General features: G+C 72.7%; 18 protein-coding genes. 8 read left to right on the top strand and 10 right to left on the bottom strand.

The window, feature by feature from the left end:
* Positions 1-6 precede the first annotated feature (6 nt).
* Entirely contained in the window at positions 7-417 is a 411-nt protein-coding gene (locus tag ACRYCC_RS39310; protein ID WP_433819169.1) for a PPOX class F420-dependent oxidoreductase, read from the bottom strand.
* A gap of 50 nt (positions 418-467) precedes the next feature.
* Here ACRYCC_RS39310 and soxR point away from each other — a divergent pair, with 50 nt between their 5' ends.
* Both soxR and ACRYCC_RS39300 read left to right on the top strand, forming a co-directional pair.
* Complete coding sequence (gene soxR, locus ACRYCC_RS39305; protein WP_433819168.1) at positions 468-1,016, top strand: redox-sensitive transcriptional activator SoxR; 549 nt, start codon at positions 468-470, stop codon at positions 1,014-1,016.
* Between the two features lie 143 nt (positions 1,017-1,159).
* Complete coding sequence (locus ACRYCC_RS39300) at positions 1,160-2,836, top strand: substrate-binding domain-containing protein (RefSeq protein ID WP_433819167.1); 1,677 nt, start codon at positions 1,160-1,162, stop codon at positions 2,834-2,836.
* A gap of 27 nt (positions 2,837-2,863) precedes the next feature.
* Here the strand turns inward: ACRYCC_RS39300 and ACRYCC_RS39295 are convergent, their stop codons facing one another.
* The 3 genes from ACRYCC_RS39295 to ACRYCC_RS39285 all read right to left on the bottom strand — a co-directional run bounded on the left by ACRYCC_RS39295 (position 2,864) and on the right by ACRYCC_RS39285 (position 4,866).
* Positions 2,864-3,286, bottom strand: coding sequence for a hypothetical protein (locus tag ACRYCC_RS39295; protein WP_433819166.1), 423 nt, complete (start codon positions 3,284-3,286; stop codon positions 2,864-2,866).
* Between the two features lie 87 nt (positions 3,287-3,373).
* Entirely contained in the window at positions 3,374-3,709 is a 336-nt protein-coding gene (locus tag ACRYCC_RS39290; protein WP_433819165.1) for a PCC domain-containing protein, read from the bottom strand.
* On the bottom strand, positions 3,700-4,866 hold the full coding sequence (locus tag ACRYCC_RS39285) for an NUDIX domain-containing protein (protein WP_433819164.1): 1,167 nt from the start codon (positions 4,864-4,866) through the stop codon (positions 3,700-3,702). The genes ACRYCC_RS39290 and ACRYCC_RS39285 overlap by 10 nt, the downstream gene beginning before the upstream one ends.
* Before the next feature lie 125 nt (positions 4,867-4,991).
* Here ACRYCC_RS39285 and ACRYCC_RS39280 point away from each other — a divergent pair, with 125 nt between their 5' ends.
* Positions 4,992-5,777: a CPBP family intramembrane glutamic endopeptidase gene (locus ACRYCC_RS39280; RefSeq protein ID WP_433819163.1), complete on the top strand. Its 786-nt coding sequence runs from the start codon at positions 4,992-4,994 to the stop codon at positions 5,775-5,777.
* A gap of 54 nt (positions 5,778-5,831) precedes the next feature.
* Here the strand turns inward: ACRYCC_RS39280 and ACRYCC_RS39275 are convergent, their stop codons facing one another.
* The 3 genes from ACRYCC_RS39275 to ACRYCC_RS39265 form a co-directional block, all read right to left on the bottom strand.
* Entirely contained in the window at positions 5,832-6,401 is a 570-nt protein-coding gene (locus tag ACRYCC_RS39275) for a hypothetical protein (protein WP_433819162.1), read from the bottom strand.
* Positions 6,402-6,523: 122 nt separating this feature from the next.
* Positions 6,524-7,975 (bottom strand): hypothetical protein, encoded by a 1,452-nt coding sequence (locus tag ACRYCC_RS39270; protein WP_433819161.1) that lies wholly within the window; start codon positions 7,973-7,975, stop codon positions 6,524-6,526.
* Positions 7,972-9,804: an NAD(P)/FAD-dependent oxidoreductase gene (locus tag ACRYCC_RS39265; protein ID WP_433819160.1), complete on the bottom strand. Its 1,833-nt coding sequence runs from the start codon at positions 9,802-9,804 to the stop codon at positions 7,972-7,974. Before ACRYCC_RS39265 ends, ACRYCC_RS39270 begins: the two co-directional genes overlap by 4 nt.
* Before the next feature lie 340 nt (positions 9,805-10,144).
* Between ACRYCC_RS39265 and ACRYCC_RS39260 the strand changes: the two genes are divergently transcribed.
* The gene (locus tag ACRYCC_RS39260) at positions 10,145-10,567 is read left to right on the top strand and encodes an ATP-binding protein (protein WP_433819159.1); all 423 of its coding nucleotides are present in this window, start codon (positions 10,145-10,147) and stop codon (positions 10,565-10,567) included.
* 10 nt (positions 10,568-10,577) lie between these two features.
* Here the strand turns inward: ACRYCC_RS39260 and ACRYCC_RS39255 are convergent, their stop codons facing one another.
* Entirely contained in the window at positions 10,578-11,630 is a 1,053-nt protein-coding gene (locus ACRYCC_RS39255; protein ID WP_433819158.1) for a phosphotransferase family protein, read from the bottom strand.
* A gap of 124 nt (positions 11,631-11,754) precedes the next feature.
* Between ACRYCC_RS39255 and ACRYCC_RS39250 the strand changes: the two genes are divergently transcribed.
* The 4 genes from ACRYCC_RS39250 (at position 11,755) to ACRYCC_RS39235 (ending at position 15,839) form a co-directional block, all read left to right on the top strand.
* Positions 11,755-13,056 (top strand): acyl-CoA dehydrogenase family protein, encoded by a 1,302-nt coding sequence (locus ACRYCC_RS39250; protein ID WP_433819157.1) that lies wholly within the window; start codon positions 11,755-11,757, stop codon positions 13,054-13,056.
* Positions 13,049-13,738 carry a TetR/AcrR family transcriptional regulator gene (locus ACRYCC_RS39245; protein ID WP_433819156.1) on the top strand — a complete coding sequence of 230 codons (690 nt, stop codon included), beginning with the start codon at positions 13,049-13,051 and terminating at the stop codon, positions 13,736-13,738. The genes ACRYCC_RS39250 and ACRYCC_RS39245 overlap by 8 nt, the downstream gene beginning before the upstream one ends.
* Before the next feature lie 97 nt (positions 13,739-13,835).
* The gene (locus ACRYCC_RS39240; RefSeq protein WP_433819155.1) at positions 13,836-14,435 is read left to right on the top strand and encodes a hypothetical protein; all 600 of its coding nucleotides are present in this window, start codon (positions 13,836-13,838) and stop codon (positions 14,433-14,435) included.
* A 120-nt stretch (positions 14,436-14,555) separates the two neighbouring features.
* A complete protein-coding gene (locus ACRYCC_RS39235) occupies positions 14,556-15,839 on the top strand; it encodes a citrate synthase (RefSeq protein ID WP_433819154.1) in 1,284 nt (427 codons plus the stop codon).
* Between the two features lie 24 nt (positions 15,840-15,863).
* On the opposite strand, the gene ACRYCC_RS39230 is transcribed toward ACRYCC_RS39235, so the two are convergent.
* Both ACRYCC_RS39230 and ACRYCC_RS39225 read right to left on the bottom strand, forming a co-directional pair.
* Positions 15,864-17,042 (bottom strand): L,D-transpeptidase, encoded by a 1,179-nt coding sequence (locus ACRYCC_RS39230; protein ID WP_433819153.1) that lies wholly within the window; start codon positions 17,040-17,042, stop codon positions 15,864-15,866.
* A gap of 243 nt (positions 17,043-17,285) precedes the next feature.
* On the bottom strand, positions 17,286-18,152 hold the full coding sequence (locus tag ACRYCC_RS39225; RefSeq protein WP_433819152.1) for a ribonuclease H family protein: 867 nt from the start codon (positions 18,150-18,152) through the stop codon (positions 17,286-17,288).
* Positions 18,153-18,774: the final 622 nt, after the last annotated feature.

Below are 18,774 nucleotides of genomic sequence, written 5' to 3'. Positions count from 1 at the left end.
CCCTGGTCAGCGTGCGGGCTCGACGGTCCGCGCCTGCATCCCCTGGAGCGCGGGGTCCAGGCCCCAGGAGATGATCCGGCGCGGATGCACGCGGATGAGCTCGCCGCTGAACCCCGGCCCCGGCGGGGTCTGGTCCGCCAGGGCCTCGGCGTGACCGCGGATCTCCACGCCCCGGACCTTCCACGGCCGGAGGGAGGCGATGTCGTCGACGACGAAGGCGACCTCGCCGCCGGCCAGCACGTTGCGGAACTTGCGGCTGGCGCCCATGTCGTGGCCGCCGATGTCGATGGTCGCGGTCTCGGGGTTGTACCGGAACGAGACCGGGTTGTTCTGCAGGGTGCCGTCGGGCGCGGCGGTCGCCAGCCGGCCCAGCCGCTGGGTGGACAGATATTCGAGTTCCGCGTCGGTGAACGTCATGCGTCTAGTGTTGAACCTGAAGCACCCTTGAGGTCAACCGCGGAGGACCAGTGCCGAGCCTTTCCCAGGGACAGCAGGAGCTCACCGTCGGCCAGCTCGCCGAGCGGAGCGGCGTCGCCGTGTCGGCCCTGCACTTCTACGAGTCCAAGGGGCTCATCACCAGCCGCCGCACGGCGGGCAACCAGCGCCGCTACCACCGTGACGCCCTGCGCCGGGTGGCGTTCATCCGGCTCTCCCAGCGCGTGGGCATCCCGCTCGGCGACATCGGGGAGGCGCTCTCCCGGCTGCCCGAGGGCCGCACCCCCACCCGGGCCGACTGGGCCCGGCTGTCCGCGGGGTGGCGCACCGAGCTGGACGAGCGCATCATCCAGCTGCAGCGGCTGCGCGACGACCTCACCGACTGCATCGGCTGCGGCTGCCTGTCCCTGCAGCGCTGCCGGCTCTCCAACCCTGGCGACGTGCTCGGCGACGAGGGCCCCGGCGCCCGCCGGTTCGCCCGCCGGGACCCGCTGCCCGCCGGTGGGCCGCCCGCGGCCCGCACCTCGCCGGCCCACGCCTCCGCGCCCGGGGGCTGCGCCCCCGAAGTCTGCGCCGACTGAGGCTCCGCCCGGGCCGAGGCGCGGCCGGTGCCCGGGGTCCCCGGAAGGCCGGTGACGCTCTGACCGCGAATTCTAGACAAGCGCTTGCTCGGTTGCTGTAGGGTGCGGCCACCTGACTGGGGGTCCGCGAAGGGAACATGGGCATGAGGCGCCACCTCGTGATCGGAACCATCATCGTGACCACGGCCGCCGGGCTGGTGGCCTGCTCGGGCCCGGCGAAGACCACCGGATGCCGGGGCCTGACGATCGCCGCCGCGCCGGACATCGCTCCGGCCCTGGCCGGAGCCGCCGCCCGTTTCGACGGCACCGAGGTGGGCGGGCACTGCGTACGGGTGCGGATCGACCCGCGGGCTCCCGCCCAGGCGGCCGACGGGCTGTCCGGGACGGTGGAGGACCCGGCCGCCGCCGCTCCCGACGTCTGGGTGCCCGACTCCTCGCTGTGGATCCCGGTGGCCCGGCGGACGCCGCAGGGGACGGCCGGCGTGACCGCGACCGGCACCTCGCTCGCCTCGTCTCCGGTCGTCTGGGCGATGCCGGCCGAGGCGGCGCGCGCCCTCGCCGGTCAGGGGGCGAAAGCGAGCTGGAAGTCGCTGATCCCCGCCCAGGTCCAGGTGCCGGCGGCCGCCCGCGGCCCCCGTTTCACCCTGCCCGAGCCGGCGGCGAACACCGCCGGTCTGGCCTCGCTGCTGGCCGTGCACCCGCTGGCGGGGTCCGGTCAGGCGGGTCTGCTCCGCTACGCCACCGCGATGCTGGCCTTCCGCCAGCTGGCCGTCAAGGACACCGCCGCGGTTTACGCCGCCCTGGACGCCGCGAAGGGCAAACCGGTCATAGCGGTCACGACCGAGCAGTCGGTGGCCGGGCACAACCAGGGCCAGGGGGCCTCGCCGGTCGTCGCGGCGTACCCCGTGGAGGGCACGATCATGCTCGACTACCCGTACGTCGTGACGACGCGGGACCGGGACCGGGCCAGGGCGGCGGCCGCGTTCCGGGCCACCCTGGGCGACACCGCCACGACGGCCGCGCTGAGCCGGCTCGGCTTCCGCGCGCCCGACGGGACGGCCGGCCCCGGCCTGGACCGCGGCGCCGGAGTCGATCCGGCCCCGCCCCGGCGGCTCACCCCGCTGGACGCCGCCACGACGGCCAAGATCCGCAAAATGTGGAACCGCATCCGGCTCGGGGCGCGGCTGCTCGACGTGATGGACGTGTCGCCCTCGATGGGGGAGACGGTGCCCGGCACCGAGACGGCCCGGATCGACGCACTGAGCAGGCAGATCCAGCAGAGCTTCGCGCTCACCCCCGACTTCGTGGAGATCGGCATGTGGGAGTTCTCCACCCGGCTGAAGGGCAAGCGCGACTACCGCGTCGTGGCGCCCATCCGGCGGATGGGCGCCACCGTCGGCGGCACCAGGCAGCGCGACCTGCTGCTGGAAGCCGTGACCGGCGCCAAGCCCGAGGAGGGCACCTACACGGGCCTGTACGACACCGTCCTCGCGGCGTTCCGTGAGGTCTCCAGGGACTACCGGCCGGACGTCTACAACGTGGTGACCGTGTTCACCGACGGGGTGAACAACGACCCCTACGGCGGGCTCGAGCTCTCCGGGCTGCTCCGGACGCTCAAGCGCGAGTACGACCCGAAGCGGCCGGTCAACATCGTGATCGGCGCCTACGGCCCCGGCAACGACGTGGGGCCGCTGCGCGACATCGCGAAGGCCACCGGCGGGCAGGTCTACCTCTCCCAGACGCCCCGCGAGGCCGAGCGCATCTTCCGCGACCTGCTGGTCCGGATGCTGTGCACCGGCTCGGAATGCCCCGTCTCCTGACCCGGCGGGGACCGGGGCCCCACGGGATCAGGAGGAGGCGGCGCGGGAGACGCTGAACTCCTGGCGGGCACCGGCGGCGCCGGGGGCCTGGAGGACGCCGTTGAGGTACACCTGGGCGGCCCCTCCGTCGCTGAGCACCAGGGCGAGCCGGGGGTCGTCGAACCGCACCGACTCCCCCCGCCGGAGGGTCCGGTCGAGCAGCACCTCACCGGCGGGGACGCTCACGAAGACGTGGCATTCGGGGCCGGTGACCGTCACGGTCAGGGTCCGGGCGGGCGAGGCGGTGGAGGTGGCCGAGGCCGGAAGGGCGGAGGGCGAGGGGGTCTCGGCGGTGAGCGCCAGGAAGAGCGCGGAACCGCCGACGCCCGCGAGGGCGATCACGGCCGCGGACGCGGCCACGGTCATCGCGACCCGGCCACCGCCCCCTGGATCCGTACGGTGGCGTGCCATGCAGGCAGGCTAGCGATGAACACAGCGCAAACCAAGCGCTTGATTTGCCAGTTTCAGGCGCTTTCCGGGGGCTGGAAGGGGCGCCCGCTACCGGTCCATCGGCAGAACGTAGACGTGCGCGAACCAGGTCTTGACGGTGGCCGCGTTCAGGTGGCCGGAGATGGCCTTCCCGCCCTCGATCGCCATGGTCGCGTGGATGTGCGGCAGGCCGTTCACGACCTCTCCCGAGCCGCTCATCTCGGCGGGCTGACGGTGCTCGTGGACGACATTGAGGGTGGCGTCCCGCTTGGGCATGGTGGAGAGCGTGAACGAGTCGACGGCGCCGATCAGGGAGACGATGGCGCCGAAGGCGATGCCGAGCTCGGCCAGCCGCTCCTGCAGGGCCGACATCAGCTCGGCGTTCTTGATCTCGATCACCTGCACCGGCCGGCCCCCTCCGCGGTCCCGGGCGCCAGCGAGGGGAGCTCCCGGGCGTGGGCGCGCAGGTACTCGGCCAGGTAGTGCGGGCGGAGGTTCAGCGCGCCGATGGCCTCGGGGGTGCAGGGGACCCGTTCGGGGTCGTACCGGCCGCGCGCGGGGTTGTCGAGCTCGGGTCCGTGCCGCCGGCTCAGGTCCATCGACACCAGCCGTCCCGCGTAGAAGGTGTGGAGGTGGTCGCCGACCGGGGTCTGCTCGGCGAGCGTGAACACCTGCCGCAGTTCCCCGGCGACCGCGCCCAGTTCCTCCTCGAGCTCCCTGCGCAGCGCGGTCACCGGGTCGGGGTCGCCGGGCTCGACGCCGCCGCCCGGGGTGGTCCAGTACAGGTCACGGTCCGGCCTCGTCCGGCGGAAGAGGAGGAGGTCGTCGCCGTCGAGCAGCAGGGCCCGCACGCTGTGCCGGACGAGCTCGGGCGTCTCGGCGTGCGGGTCGCCGGGGAGGCCGAGCACCTGGCGCCCGCCGAACCCGCCCCGCTCGCCGGCCTTGCCCGCCCGCAGCCGCTCCAGCCGGTCCGGGTCCACCCCGTGCGTACGGGCCAGGGCCAGCACGACCTCGAGCAGGTCGGCGAGTTCCCCGGGGTCCCCGCCGGCGACGTACTCGCCCGCCTCCTCGTAGAGCTTGGCGCGCAGCAGCTCGACGTACTCGCCGTCGGCCGCGGTGCGCACCCGGGGCTCGCCGCCCGCGGCGCGGATGAGATCGGGTATGCGGTCGCGGACCAGTTTCTCGCGACGCCCGCCGCCCCGGCGGGGCCGGTGGCGGACGTAACCGTTGCGGCGGTCCAGCGACTGGATCCACTTGACCGCGACGGCGGCGGTCTGGACGAGCTCGGTGCGCAGGGCCCGCGGCTCGGATTCGGCGAGCGCCTCGAGGTACTCCTCGGTGAGGATGTGCCGCCAGGTCAGCTCGCCCCGGGTCCAGGCGTCCCGGCAGGCGCTCTTGGCCCGGTCGGCGGCGTCGCTCCGCTCGGGCCCGGTCCCGTCGGGGAACTCCTGGAGCCCCCACATCGCGTCCTGGGCGGCCCGCTCGGCGGCCACGTCCGCCAGCACCCGGGCCATCGACCCGGGGATGTTCACGTCGCCCGGCCGCCCCTCGGCTGCTTCCACCCGTGCCGCTCCCATCCCTCGGTGCCCGGTGGTCCCACCGGTATGTCGTTCACCGTAGCCGCCGTTCCGCGAGATCAGGCCCCAAGTGGCCACACCCGCTCCGCCGCGGTGGCACGATCATCGGTGTGACCCAGGATGTGATGGAGCCGCTGCCCGTGGACCGGCGGGTGCTCGGCCGTGAGGTCGTCCTCGTGCTCGCCCTGTCGCTGGGGGCCTCCGGCGTCTCGGCGCTGATCTCCTTCATCGGCTCGGTGACCCGGTCCCGGCCGCTGGCCGAGCAGACGGCCCCGCTGGTCACCGACTACGCCCCCGGCAGGCCCTGGCTGGGGCTGGCCTGGCAGCTGTTCTCGATCGCGACCGCGCTGGTGCCGGTGGCCCTGGTCGCCCACCTGCTCGCCCGCGGCGGGGAGTCGCTGCGCGGCACCCTCGGCTTCTCGCCGGACCAGAAGACCCGCGACCTCGGCCGGGGCGCGGTCGTCGCCGCGGTGATCGGCGGCTCGGGGCTGTGCCTGTACCTCGCGGCCAGGGCGGCCGGGTTCAACCTCACCGTGGTGCCCTCCACCCTGTCGGACGTGTGGTGGCGGATCCCGGTGCTGGTGGCCTCGGCGATCCAGAACTCGGTGGTGGAAGAGACGATCGTGCTCGGCTACCTGGTGCACCGGCTGACCGAGCTGGGCTGGAGCACCGGCCGTACCATCGCGGCCAGTTCCCTGCTGCGCGGCAGCTACCACCTCTACCAGGGGCTCGGCGGGTTCGCCGGCAACGTGGTCATGGGCGTGGTGTTCTGCCTGCTCTACCGGCGGTGGGGCCGGGTGATGCCGCTCGTGGTGGCGCACGCCCTCATCGACATCGTCGCCTTCGTCGGATCCGTGCTCCTCACCGGCCATGTGAGCTGGCTGCCGAAGCGGTGACCGGCCGGCGCCGGGCGGTCCCGGGGTCCGGGCTCAGGGGCCCGGATTCGCAGGTCAGGACGGTGCCGGGGCGGGGGCGCCGGTGGGCAGCAGCGGGCGGCAGATCTTCAGCGCCGCGGCCACCTTCGGGTCGGAGGTCTTCAGCCCCCGCAGGCCACGGCCCGGTCCGCCGCCGGGCGCCGGAGTGGCGCCCGGGGCCGGAGTGCCGGCGGGGCCCTGGCCGCGGCCCGCGGGGAGTTTCACCCCGTGGTCGCCCAGGCAGGCCTGGAAGGCCCGCATCGCCGAGGAGTCCCGCCCGAACGCCCCGCCGCCGGGCATGAGCGAGCGGCACGCCTCGAAGGCCTTCTGCTGCTCGGGCGACATCGACCGCTGAAAGCCCCCGGCGCCGCCGGAAGGCCGTCCGGAAGGCCGCTCGGAGGGCCGTCCGGAGGGCCTCCCGCTCGGCAGCGTGACCCCGTTCTTGCGGAGGCAGTCGGTGAAGGCCGACCGCGGACCGGGAGTGGCGCCCGGCGTCGCGGCCTGCTTGGCGGTGGCCGGGCTCCCTCCGCAGCCGGCCGCCAGCAGCAGGGCGGCGGCCGCGCCGATCAGGTGGATCTTCGCGGTGGCGCGGGGCCTCGGTCGCACGGTGACACTCCATGGAATCGGTTGCCGGAACGGGGCACCATCCGAAACCACCGTCCTGTACGGAGCATGGGGCGAAGCTGCGAGTTCGCTGTGAACGCCGCCCGGCCGGCGAGGGGGCGCGGTCAGCCGCCGACGACCAGCGGAATGGTCAGCGCGATCAGGACCGTGAGCATCCACAGCGCCGGGGCCGAACCCAGGGTCTGCTCCCGGCGGGCGGCGACCCGCTCCGCCTCGGCCTGGCCGCGCGTGATCCACCACGGGTTCTCGCGGATCTCCAGCCGGTGGAAGACCGTCCCCAGCGCCGCCCCGTAGGCGAGATGCCCGACCAGGGACGGGAAGGCGCGCGCCATCGCCGGGGCGGTCCACCACGTCACGTCGCCGAGCAGCACGGGCAGCAGGGTCAGCACCCCGAACACCCACCAGAAGAACCCGTAGGCCACCCCCCAGCCCAGGCCGGAGGCGAGGTCGAAGCTGCGCCGCCGGAACAGCAGCGCGTAGCAGACGCCGATGATCACTGCGATCACCAGGTGCACGACGAGGCCGGTCGTGGTGCCCCGGGCGCCGACGAGCCCCGCCACGGCCGACAGCCGGTCGACCGCGCCCCACACCGCTCCGAAGACCAGCCCGCCGACCAGGCCCGCCACCGCCCCGAAGGCGGTGGCCCGGAGCCCGCGGGCACCGGCCCCCTCCTCGCGCAGCTGCCGGACGTCGTCCACGAACAGCCCGCGGGCCAGCGCCCCCAGCCAGGTGAACACCACGCCGACGCCGGCCCCGAGCAGGACGTAGCCGGGCAGCAGGGCGACCGCGGTCTGCGCGGCCCGGTGCGACCAGTCGAGCGTGGCGTCCTCCAGCAGCGGCGGCGCGGTGAGACCGGCCACGATCCACCACAGGAACCCGTACGCCGTGCCGCGCACGAGCGCCGGGCCGGTGCCCTCGGCCCGGCCGGTGAACAGCAGCGGGTAGCCGAGCCCCATGACCAGGGCGATGACCGGCATCCAGGTCAGCGACCCGCCGAGGTCCGGGGCGGGCGCGTCCGGCGGGCGGCGGCCGTCCGGCCCGGCGCCAGCGGCGAACAGCAGCAGCAGCCCGCCCGCGGCGACGGCCCCGGCGAGCAGGCCGCGCAGGAGCGTCCACGGGTGGAAGTGCGCCCGGGTGCTCCGGTCGCGGCGCAGCGCCACGAACACCAGGGCGGTGGTGGCGCCGTAGAACAGATGCCCGATGAGGCTGGGCAGCAGCGCCTGCGCGCCGGTCAGATCCCACGCCACCGGCCGCCCAAGGAGCAGCGGCAGCAGGGTCTGCGGTCCGAGGAACCACCAGAACGCGCCGTACACGAGCCCCCAGAACAGCAGCTCGCTGGTCTGCGCCCGCTGGTGCGCCACCAGCAGGCCGAACCCGGCGCCGATGAGGGCCGCGATCGCCATGTGCACCACGAAACCGAGGTACGGGGAGTCCGCCCGGACGATGGAGGCCACCGTCGGCAGCGTGCCGAGCGAGCTCATGGCCGCGCCGAAGACCAGGCCGCCGGCCACCCCGGCCAGCGCCCCCGACACCGCGCCCTGCCGGTACGTCGTCATGAGGCCGAGCCCTTCCCGAGCAGGCCCGGGGAGCCCGTGGCGGCGGGGCCGCCCTCGCCCGGGCGGGGGTCCGGCACGCGGGGAGCGGCCGGCGGCGGCGCGGTGACCACGATGTCGCGCGGGAACGCCAGATCGAGGGTCCAGTCGAAGAGCACCCGGACCTTCTTCTCCATGCCGGGGAGCTTGGCCAGGTAGATGCCGCGCCACATCAGCCACGCGGCCAGGCCGGAGAAGCACCGGCCCCGGATCTCCCCGGCGGCGGTCCGGTGGCCGAGCGCGACGAAGATCCCGATCGTACGGAACCGGAACGCCTTCGGCTTGCGCCCGCGCAGCACGGCGGCGACGTTGTCGGCGGCCGTCCTGCCCTCGCGCAGGGCGTGCTGCGCGGTGGGCGGGAAGGGCGCGCCGTCGGAGTCGAGATCGGGGATCTGGGCGCAGTCGCCGATGGCCCAGACCCGGTCGATCCCCACCGCCCGGAAGGCCGCGTCGACCACCACCGATCCGCCCCGGCCCCGCTCGCCCGGCAACGAGGCCAGCAGCGGGCTGGGCCGGTTGCCCGCCGTCCAGACGAAGGTGCGGGTCGCGATCCGCTCGCCGTCGCTGAGCCGTACGTCCTGCGCGGTGGCCTCCGCGGCCCGCACCCCGAGGCGGAACTCGATGCCGCGGGCCCGCAGCTTGGCCAGCGCGTAGCCGCCCAGCTCGTCCGGCAGCTCGGGGAGGATCGCCGGGCGGGAGTGGATCAGCACGAAGCGCGGCTCGTCCGGGTGGATGCCGGGGTAGTAGTGCAGCACCCCGTGCACCAGGTCGAACAGCTCCGCGACCGCCTCGGTGCCGGCGAAGCCGCCGCCCGCCACGACGAAGGTCAGCTGCCGCGCCCGCTCGCCGGCGTCCGGCTCCAGGTCGGCCCGCTCCAGCAGCGCCAGCACGTGGTCGCGCAGCCCGGTGGCGTCGGCGAGGCTCTTGAGGGTGAAGGAGTGCTCGGCGACCCCGGGCAGGTCCAGGAAGTGCGGGACCGCCCCCACCGCCAGCACGAGATGGTCGTAGGGCATCGTCTCGGGCGCCGCCGCGCCGGTGTCGACGCGGACGATCCGGCGCTCGGTGTCGATCTCCTCCACCACCCCGCGCCGGAACCGCGTGTGGGCCGCGGCCGCCCGGACGGGCGCGCTGATGTGCTGGGCCTCGAGCGCGCCGGAGGCCACCTCGGCGAGCATCGGCGTGAACAGCAGGAAGTTGGAGTCGCTGACCAGCGTCACGTCGACCCGGTGGCCGCGCAGCGCCAGCCGCTCGAACCGCTGGGCGGCGCTGACCCCGCCGAACCCGCCGCCGACGATGACCACGTGCGGCGGCGGGACGGGCGCCGGGGCGGGGGCGGAGCGGCGGCCCCGGGAGCGCAGCGTGACGAGCGCCTGGTAGAGCACCCCGGCCAGGGTGCCGTGCAGCAGGTCGCCGACCAGCTCCCGGTAGGTCCGGCCGGCCGCCCCGGCCGACCAGGTGGGCAGGTCGCCGCGCAGCAGCGGATCCACGGTGAGGTACCACACCAGCCAGCCGAGCAGCCCCAGCAGCAGCCCGCCGGAGGCGGCCACCGCGACCCCGTGCGGCCGGTGGCCCACGACCAGCGACAGCAGGGCCCCGGTCGGGATCGCGTACAGGGTGAACACCGCCCAGCCCGGGAGCACGCCCAGGGCCTGGCCGGCGAACATGGTCTGGGAGGCCATCAGCGCCCCGACGAACAGGCCGCTCACCAGACCGGCCCCGGCTCCGAGCAGCACCAGCTCGATCCGCCGTGGCCCGGAGCCCGCCAGGGCCTGCTCGTGCTCGGGCAGGGTCATGTCGCACCACCGTCCGGTCCGCGAGGCGGCCGGGGCACCGGCGGGCCGCATCGGGATCAGCGTCGCACGAAGCGGCCCGCCGGTGCCTTACGAATACGGAACACTTCCGGGCACTTCCGGAACGCCCCGCCGTCTCCGGTTCCCCGGCGAGGGCGGTGAACCGGACCCCGGCACGGCTGCGTACGTCCTGGTGATTTCTTCGCTATGCGATCACGGGAGAGCATTCGATGGAACGAACACAGCCGCGCCCCCTCCGAGCCGGCGGCGGGACCCAGTCCGGAGCAGGCCACGGCGGAACCGGCGGCCCGGCGACGTCATAGCTCTGAGCGGGGCGGAGACGATGAGCGGCGTCACAGCGACGGACCCTGACCTGGACGGCGAACCCCCGTACTACGCGATGGCGTTCCGGCCCACCGAGGTGGCGGTGCCCGCCGGGCGGGCACTGACGAAGGCGGCCCTGGAGCTGTGGGGGCTGGCCGAGCTGAGGCACGATGCCACGCTGATCGTGAGCGAGCTGCTGACCAACAGCATCCGGTACGCCGGGGCCGTCACCCTCCTGCTCTATTTCCGGGACGCCGAGCTCACCGTGGAGGTCGGCGACGACTCCCCGGAGCTCCCGGTGCTCGAGAACGGGCGGCTCCTGGCGGAGAGCGGCCGGGGGCTGTTCCTGGTGCAGGCCTACGCCGACGACTGGGGATGCCGGCCGGCCGGCGCGGGCAAGGTCATCTGGGCCACGCTCCGGTACCGGATGGCCGGGCCCTGACTGGGACCGGTCAGCCGGCCATGAAGCCCTCGGCCCGGCGGAAGAGCCCGAGGGTGATGGCGTGCAGCAGGTCGCCGGTCTCCTTGGCGGCCTTGCCGGCGAACGCGCGGGCGTGAGTGCCCTCCAGGACGATGCCGAGCTTGAAGCAGGCCAGCACCGCGTACCAGTCGATGGCCGACAGGTCGCGGTCGGAGTGCTCTCCGTAGGCGGCGACGATCTCGGCGGCGGAGGGGAGCCCGCCCGCCAGCCCCAGCGGGCCGGCGATGCCCGCGCTCTCGTCGTCGCGGTCCGGCCAGGTGGCCAGCAGCCAGCCGAGGTCGACCAGCGGATCGCCGATCGTGCACATCTCCCAGTCGACGATCGCGGTGACCTGGGGCCCGTCGAACGCGAACATCAGATTGGCCAGGTGGTAGTCGCCGTGCATGATGCCCGGGCGCCAGGACGCCGGGAGGTTGCCCGACAGCCAGCCGGCGACCCGGTCCAGCTGCGGGATCTCGGGTCCGGGGTAGCCCGCCAGCGCGCCGTAGGACTCCAGCTCCGACATCCACCGCCCGACCTGGCGGTCGAGGAAGCCCTCCGGCCGGCCGAAGTCCGCCAGCCCCACGGCGACATGGTCCACGGCGCCGAGCGTGGCGAGCGCCGTGGCCGCCTCCAGGCCCATCCGGTGCCGCAGGGCCGGGTCGGACGCGTGCGGCTCCGGGAGCGTCACCGTCGCGTTGAAGCCGTCGGCCCGGCTCATCAGATAGAAGACCGCGCCGCCCATGATCTGCTCGTCCGGGCACGCCGCGAGCAGTCTCGGCGCGGGCACCCCGGTGCCGTTCAGCGCCGCCAGCACCCGGGCCTCCCTGCGGAGTACGTCGTTGCTCTTGGCGCGCAGATGCCGGGGCCCGCGGCGCAGCACGTACTCGGCGCCGCCCCGGCGGAACCGGATCAGCACGTTCTGGGTGCCGCCGCCGAGCTCCTCGACCTCCTCGAACGGGCCGCCGGGCAGTCCCTCGCCGTCCATCCACCGGCCGAGCACCGAGAAGTCGACGAGGGCGGGGTCGATCTGCTCGGGTTGCACGGTGTTCTGACTCCCAGCTCCGGATCACGTTGTCGGCTCGGAATCCTAACAATGATGCAGTTGCATTAGATCTAGGGGCGAGCGCATCATCGGAGGTGACACCCCCCGGGAAGAGGAGCACGCCATGGCATGGGACTTCGAAACCGACTCCGAATACCAGCGGCTGCTCGACTGGGCGGACGAGTTCCTCCGCGAGGAGGTCGAACCGCTGGACCTGGTCCTGCGCGACCCGTACGACAAGAGCGACCCGCGCACCATGGCGATCGTGCGGCCGCTGCAGAAGCAGGTGAAGGACCAGGGGCTGTGGGCGTGCCACCTCGGCCCCGAGCTCGGCGGCAAGGGCTTCGGGCAGGTCAAGCTGGCCCTGCTCAACGAGATCCTCGGCCGGTCGCGGTGGGCGCCCTCGGTCTTCGGCTGCCAGGCGCCCGACTCGGGCAACGCCGAGATCATCGCGCACTTCGGCACCCCGTCGCAGAAGGAGCGCTACCTGCGGCCGCTGCTGGACGGTGAGATCTCCTCCTGCTACTCCATGACCGAGCCGCACGGCGGAGCCGACCCCACGCTGTTCACCACCCGGGCGGTACGGGACGGCGACGAATGGGTCATCGACGGGGAGAAGTGGTTCTCCTCCAACGCCAGGCACGCCGCCTTCATCATCGTCATGGCGGTCACCGACCCCGAGATCAGCGCCTACAAGGGCATGTCGATGTTCATCGTGCCCGCGGGCACTCCCGGGCTGAGCATCGTGCGCAACGTCGGCGTCGGCGGTGAACGCGAGGGCTCGCACGGCTACGTGCGGTACGAGGGCGTACGGGTGCCGGCCGACCATCTCCTCGGCGACGAGGGCGGGGCCTTCGTCATCGCGCAGACCCGGCTCGGCGGCGGCCGCATCCACCACGCCATGCGCACGATCGCCCAGGTGCGCAAGGCCTTCGACATGATGTGCGAGCGCGCGGTGTCCCGCCAGACCCGCAAGGGGCCGCTGGCCACCCTCCAGATGACCCAGGAGAAGATCGCCGACAGCTGGATCGAGATGGAGCAGTTCCGGCTGCTGGTGCTGCGCACGGCCTGGCTGATCGACAAGCACCAGGACTACCGCAAGGTCCGCAAGGACATCGCCGCGGTCAAGGCCGCGATGCCCAAGGTCTTCCACGACGTCGTCCAGCGGGCCATGCACCTGCACGGCGCCCTCGGCATCTCCAACGAGATGCTGTTCTCGGCCATGATGGTCGGGGCGCAGTCACTGGCCATCGCCGACGGTCCCACCGAGGTGCACAAGGTCACGGTGGCCAGGCAGCTGCTCAAGGGGTACGAACCGGTCGAGGGACTGTGGCCGTCCGGGCACCTGCCCACCCGCAGGGCCGCGGCCCGCGAACGCTACGCCGAGCTCCTCGAACACCAGGTGGGAAACGAGTCCTTTGCCTGACCCGCGGCCGGAGGCACCGCCCGGAGCACCGCGTCCCCTCCCTGACACCAGGAGCCGGCTGCTCAGGGCGGCGGAGCGGCTGTTCGCCGAGCGCGGGATCGACGCCGTCAGCCTGCGGGAGATCAACCAGGCCGCCGGCGCCCGCAACGCCATCGCGGTCCAGTACCACTTCAAGGACCGCGCCGGGGTGATCGCCGCGATCCTGGCCAGGCACCTGCCGGAGGTGGACGCCCGCCGGCACGCCCTGCTCGACCAGTACGAGGCGCAGGGCGAGCCGGACGTCCGGCTGCTGGCCGGCGCGCTGGTCCGGCCGCTCGCCGCCAAGCTGAGCGACCCCGAGGGCGGCCCGGAGTTCCTGCAGATCTGGGCCGGGCTGCTCAACCGGCCCGACCCGATGATCCCGCCCGGCCAGCTGGAGGACCCCGCCGACGGCATCTGCCGCTGGCGCGCCCTGGTCGAGCCGCTGCTCGAAGCCGACGCCGCCCGCCTGCACCGCCGCTTCACCGCGATCCTGTACGCGGCGATCGAGCTGGCCAGGAGGGCCCGGTCCGGGCCGCACACCGACGACCGCCTGTTCACCAGCTACCTGGTCGACGTCGTCACCGCGATCCTCGCCGCGCCCGTCTCCCCGGAGACCCGCCGGCTGGCCGACGAGCGCGACGCGGCGCGAGCCCGTACCTGACCGTTGCCGACCGGCGCGGCCATGTCACCACCGCGCACGGCCGGTGACGGTCCATGATGGAGCGAGTCCGGACCGTCACATCTTCCGAGGAAGCGGCATGAGCGAGCAGCCGTACACGGCCACGATCACCGAGGCCGGCGACGCGTGGGTGGCCACTCTGCCCGACGTCGGCGAGGTACGGGTCGACGACCCGCGCGTCGCCGACCACCGGCTCCGCGAGATGCTCGGGGGGCGGCTCGGCCTGCGCGGTCACGAGCAACGCGAGGACCTCGAACTCCGGCTGGTGGACGCCGACGGCGAACAGGTCTTCGGGTTCCTGCTGCTGTTCAACTCCTACGGCGACGAGCGGCCACCGGAGGAGTACCAGCGGATCCTCGACGACCCGCCCGCGGGCTGCCGCTGGTACGACTCCCGCTACCACGCCGGGCTGTACTGCCTGCGCCGCGGGGCCACCCGGCTGGAGGCCATCGCGAGCGTCGTCGCCGAGGTCCGCGACCGGTACGGGCTCGGCACCGAGCTCAACGACCTGGGCTTCGAGAAGCTCTGGGAGTGGTACGGCTCGCCCGAGCGGGGCGGGGACCTGGTCGCCCATCTGCTCCTCATGGCCGTGCACCGCGCCGAGCTCGTCGGGCTCAGCCCCGAGGAGCTGGTCGCCTTCGTCAGCCGGGTGTCCGGAGCGTCCGTCCCGGACCGCTGACCTGCCGGGGTCCCGCCCCGCCGACCCGGGATGACTGGACAGAGGATCTTCGGCAGACTGGTGACAGGCCCGGGCGCCACTGCCGGCCGGCCGGGAACACTGACGGAGCGGAGCAGACGCATGTCCGACATCGAGCTGAACCACGCGGGCGGACGGATGCCCCTCGAAGTGAGGCAGGCGACCGAGGGGCCCGCCGGTCTCGGCGTCGCCAGCCTGCTCAAGGAGACCGGGTACGTCACCCTCGACCCCGGCTTCGTCAACACCGCCTCCTGCACCTCCGCGATCACCTACATCGACGGCGACGCGGGCATCCTGCGCTACCGCGGCTACCCGATCGACGTGCTCGCGGAACGCTCCTCCTTCATCGAGGTCGCCTACCTGCTGATCCACGGCGAGCTGCCGACCTCCGCCGAGCTCGAGAGGTTCCTCGAGCTGATCGGCAGGCACACCCTGCTGCACGAGGACTTCAAGGCGTTCTTCTCCGGGTTCCCCCGCGACGCCCACCCGATGGCGGTGCTCTCCTCGGCGGTGAGCGCCCTGTCGACCTTCTACCAGGACAGCCTCGATCCGTTCGACCGTGAGCAGGTCGAGATCTCCAGCATCCGGCTCATCGCCAAGCTGCCGACCATCGCGGCGTACGCCTACAAGACCTCCATCGGGCAGCCGCTGCTGTACCCCGACAACTCCCTCGGCTACGTCGAGAACTTCCTGCGCATGACCTTCGGCCTGCCGACCCAGCCGTACGAGGTGAACCCGGAGATCGCCCGGGTCCTGGACATGCTGTTCATCCTGCACGCCGACCACGAGCAGAACTGCTCGACCTCGACGGTGCGCCTGGTCGGCTCCAGCCAGGCCAACCTGTTCTCCTCCGTCTCCGCCGGGGTCAACGCGCTGTTCGGCCCGCTGCACGGCGGCGCCAACCAGGCCGTGCTGGAGATGCTGGAGGGGATCATGGCGGACGGCGGGGACGTGGACGCGTTCGTGGCCAGGGTCAAGGCGAAGGAGCCCGGTCTCAAGCTGATGGGCTTCGGGCACCGCGTCTACCGCAGCTACGACCCGCGTGCCGCGGTGGTCAAGAAGGCGACCGGGCGGGTGCTGGAGCTGATGGGCAAGTCCGACCCGCTGCTCGACATCGCCATGCGGCTGGAGGAGGTCGCCCTCGCCGACGAGTACTTCGTCGAGCGCAAGCTCTACCCGAACGTCGACTTCTACACCGGCGTCATCTACAAGGCGCTGGGGTTCCCCACCAACGCCTTCACCGTGCTCTTCGCGATCGGCCGGCTCCCGGGCTGGATCGCCCAGTGGCGCGAGATGATGGCCGACCCGGCGACCAAGATCGGCAGGCCGCGCCAGGTCTACATCGGCCCCACCGAGCGCGAGTACGCCGACATCGACCGGCGCTGACCTCCTCCCTCGGCTCCCCGGGGCTCAGCCCGAGGGGGAGGCGCTGGGCGCGGGCTGGGCGGTGGCGACGGCGGCCGGGCCCAGCGCGCTTCCCGCCTTCCAGTCCTCCCAGGACTTCGCCCAGGGGGTGGGGCCGTTGCCGAAGCGCAGCTTCCGGGAGGTCCCGCTGACCTCGATGATGTCGCCGCGCTGGGTGAAGGTGAAGAACCAGTGCGCGTCCTCCGGGCTGGCGTTGACGCAGCCGTGGCTGACGTTGGAGTTGCCCTGCGCACCGGTCGACCAGGGAGCGGCGTGGAAGAACGTGCCGCTGTAGGTCATGCGGACGTTCCACTTGGTCGGGATGCGGTATTCACCGGGGTTGCCGGTGGTGGCCGAGTCCATGACGATGTCGGCGGCCTTCTCCTGCGCGATCATGATTCCCGAGTAGCTGTCGTCACCGGGCCTGCCCAGGCTGACCGGGATGGTCCGGACGACCTTCCCGCCGTTGGTCACCGTGGCCTCGTGCGTCCGGGCGTCGACCTTGGTGATGTGCCGGGGACCGACGGTGAAGTCGAGGGTGCGGTCCTTGCCGCCCCACAGCCCGTCACCGGCCTTCACTCCGGCCAGGTGCGCGACGACCTTGACCTTCTCGCCGGTCGGCCAGTAGTCGCGCGGACGGTACTGGAGCTCCTCGTCGCCGACCCAGCTCCAGGAGCCCTCGACGGGCTGGGACATCCGTACCTCGAGGGAGCGTTCGACCGCGGCCTTGCCCTGGCGGGTGCTCACGGCCCGCGACAGCAGCAGCTGCACGGGCATGCCCACTCCGACGGTCTCGCCCGACAGCGGCGACATCCCGCTGTCCAGCGTGTGCTGCGGCTTAAGGGTGGTGAAGGTCGCCTTGCCGGTGACCTGCTTGCCGTCGTCACCGGTCGCCTGCGCGGTGACGGTGTAGGTGCTCGCCGGGCGCAGCGTCCACCTGGTGCGCCACGAGCCGTGGTCGGCCGCCAGCCGCCCCTCGGCGGTGCTGCCCCCGGGGCCGGCCACGACCACCCGGGTGAGCTTTCCATGGGCGGCCTTGACGGACACCCCGGCGTCCGGGCTGACCTGCTGGGTCCCCGTCGCGGGAGTGATCACCAGCTCCGCCGGCCTGCCGTTCTTGCCCCCGATCCCGGAGGAACAACCGGCCGTCAGGACCCCCATGGTCATCGCCACGGTCACCGTCACCCGAACACTCTGCCGTCGCATCCTCTGTCGCCGTCTTCCTCGTGTCGGTCGTGTCGTCATGTCTTGTCGTGCCGGTCATACGTGCCGGTCGTCTCCGTCGCGCCGGCCCGCCGGGGCGTGCCGTGCTCCCGGAACGCCCGGCCCACGGCGCTCGAACCCCTTCTCTTCCCGTTGAGCGGCCGGTAACCCTCCGCTCCAGAGTGCACGACCCGCCGGGGCGGCGATAACGGAGAACCCGGGTCGCTACTGGTGCCAGGCGAGCAGGAAGGACTCCACCAGGCCCTGTGCACGGGCACGGACGTCGAGCTTCTGCGCCGCGTGGCGCCGCCCGAGCGAGGCGAGCGAGTCGGCCGCCTCGTTGAGCAGATGGCCGGAGTGGCTCCGGACGTGCTCCAGCCGGAGCCCCGGCATCCTCGCCACCCGTTCCGCCAGGTGCACCAGCGTCGGTTCGGCGCCGGTGGTACGGGGCCGCAGGTCGTACCCCTCGGGCATGGCGGTGACCACGCCGCGCTGCCACCGGCGCAGGAACGCGAGCGCCGAGGTGTTGTCGACCAGCAAGGTGAGCTCGGTGCGGGGATCCTCGATCGTCGCGACGAGCAGGTCCACCGCACGCAGTTCGTTGATGAGCACCTTCGAGGGGCCGCTCGGGTCCGTACGCCCGCTGTTCCAGCCGCGCAGCCCCCACCGGCCGTCGGTGGTGAGATAGCCGTAGCCGGTGCTGTGCCGCTTCCAGCTGGCATCGGTGGCGGCGACCAGCGGGCGCTGCCCCCTCCACCGGACGACCTGGCCGTTGACACTCCCGCGCGGGCGCCTCCTGCGCACCCGTGCGGTCGGTTTCGGCAGCGTGGGTTCGGGCCGGCAGCCCTCGACGTGGTCGTTCTCGGCGAGCCGGCGCTCGGCGACGGACAGCAGCCGCTCCGCGGCCGGCAGATCACCGAAGCGAGCGGCGGTGAGTCCCTGCTTGGCCGCCTCACCGACCTCCCGGCAGGCGTCGCACTCGACGCTGCGGAGCACATAGCGCTGCAGCCGCACCGCGCGGTTCACCAGTGCGAGGGGGAGGTGGGACAGCGCGGCCTTGTACTCGCCGGGGCGCATCGCCGGAGAGGTCATCCAGGACCACCTCCGTTCACCGCCGTGCCTGATCTCTATGAGACGCCCGAGACGAGCACTCAGTCCAGCCGTTCGCGGGGGTCTTCTCGGGTTCCTCCCCGCCTCCTCCGATCGGACGGCGGGCGATGGGCGGTCCGCGTCGAGCCGCCCATAATCCCTAATAAGGTGCTGACCAGGAGAAATGCAAGGGCAATGCGCCGGATTTGACGCTCCTCTGCGATCACCCTAATGTTCTCCATGCCCAGGGGATGCGGGACATCGCGAGATGGCCGAACTCCGGGTGGAGCGTTTCAGCGAATACGGACCGAGCACTGCGAGGTCTGAGGTAAGCTGGAACAACTGGCCCGAGCGGGATGCAGAACACCTCACGGTGGTCGGCCCCGGGCCCTTCTCAAATCCTCTGACCGGCGGGATTCATTCTGCCGTGTCATGAGATGACGAGAAGAGATGCCATTGCCCGGCAATTGGATCCGCAAGATCTAATTGACAAACAATGAACATCTGGTAAGTTAGCAGGGTTGCCCCGGATGGGATCAGGGTGTGGTTTCCTGGTTCTTGGTGGTGTGTGTCCGTTTCTTGAGAACTCAACAGCGTGTTAAAAGCCAGTGCCTAATACAGGCGC

It is taken from the genome of Actinomadura scrupuli, from assembly GCF_050971785.1.
Classification (GTDB): domain Bacteria; phylum Actinomycetota; class Actinomycetes; order Streptosporangiales; family Streptosporangiaceae; genus Actinomadura_E; species Actinomadura_E scrupuli.
The sequence above is the reverse complement of the archived record's forward strand: the minus strand, read 5'-3'. Positions and strand labels throughout refer to the sequence as shown.

What these genes read in the sequence shown, in the direction of transcription:
- ACRYCC_RS39310 (WP_433819169.1), bottom strand. Translation starts at nt 417, where the DNA reads ATGACGTTCACCGACGCGGAACTCGAATATCTGTCCACCCAGCGGCTG.
- ACRYCC_RS39250 (WP_433819157.1), top strand. Translation starts at nt 11,755, where the DNA reads ATGGCATGGGACTTCGAAACCGACTCCGAATACCAGCGGCTGCTCGAC.
- ACRYCC_RS39235 (WP_433819154.1), top strand. Translation starts at nt 14,556, where the DNA reads ATGTCCGACATCGAGCTGAACCACGCGGGCGGACGGATGCCCCTCGAA.
- ACRYCC_RS39260 (WP_433819159.1), top strand. Translation starts at nt 10,145, where the DNA reads ATGAGCGGCGTCACAGCGACGGACCCTGACCTGGACGGCGAACCCCCG.
- ACRYCC_RS39270 (WP_433819161.1), bottom strand. Translation starts at nt 7,975, where the DNA reads ATGACGACGTACCGGCAGGGCGCGGTGTCGGGGGCGCTGGCCGGGGTG.
- ACRYCC_RS39240 (WP_433819155.1), top strand. Translation starts at nt 13,836, where the DNA reads ATGAGCGAGCAGCCGTACACGGCCACGATCACCGAGGCCGGCGACGCG.
- ACRYCC_RS39300 (WP_433819167.1), top strand. Translation starts at nt 1,160, where the DNA reads ATGAGGCGCCACCTCGTGATCGGAACCATCATCGTGACCACGGCCGCC.
- ACRYCC_RS39265 (WP_433819160.1), bottom strand. Translation starts at nt 9,804, where the DNA reads ATGACCCTGCCCGAGCACGAGCAGGCCCTGGCGGGCTCCGGGCCACGG.
- ACRYCC_RS39225 (WP_433819152.1), bottom strand. Translation starts at nt 18,152, where the DNA reads ATGACCTCTCCGGCGATGCGCCCCGGCGAGTACAAGGCCGCGCTGTCC.
- ACRYCC_RS39295 (WP_433819166.1), bottom strand. Translation starts at nt 3,286, where the DNA reads ATGGCACGCCACCGTACGGATCCAGGGGGCGGTGGCCGGGTCGCGATG.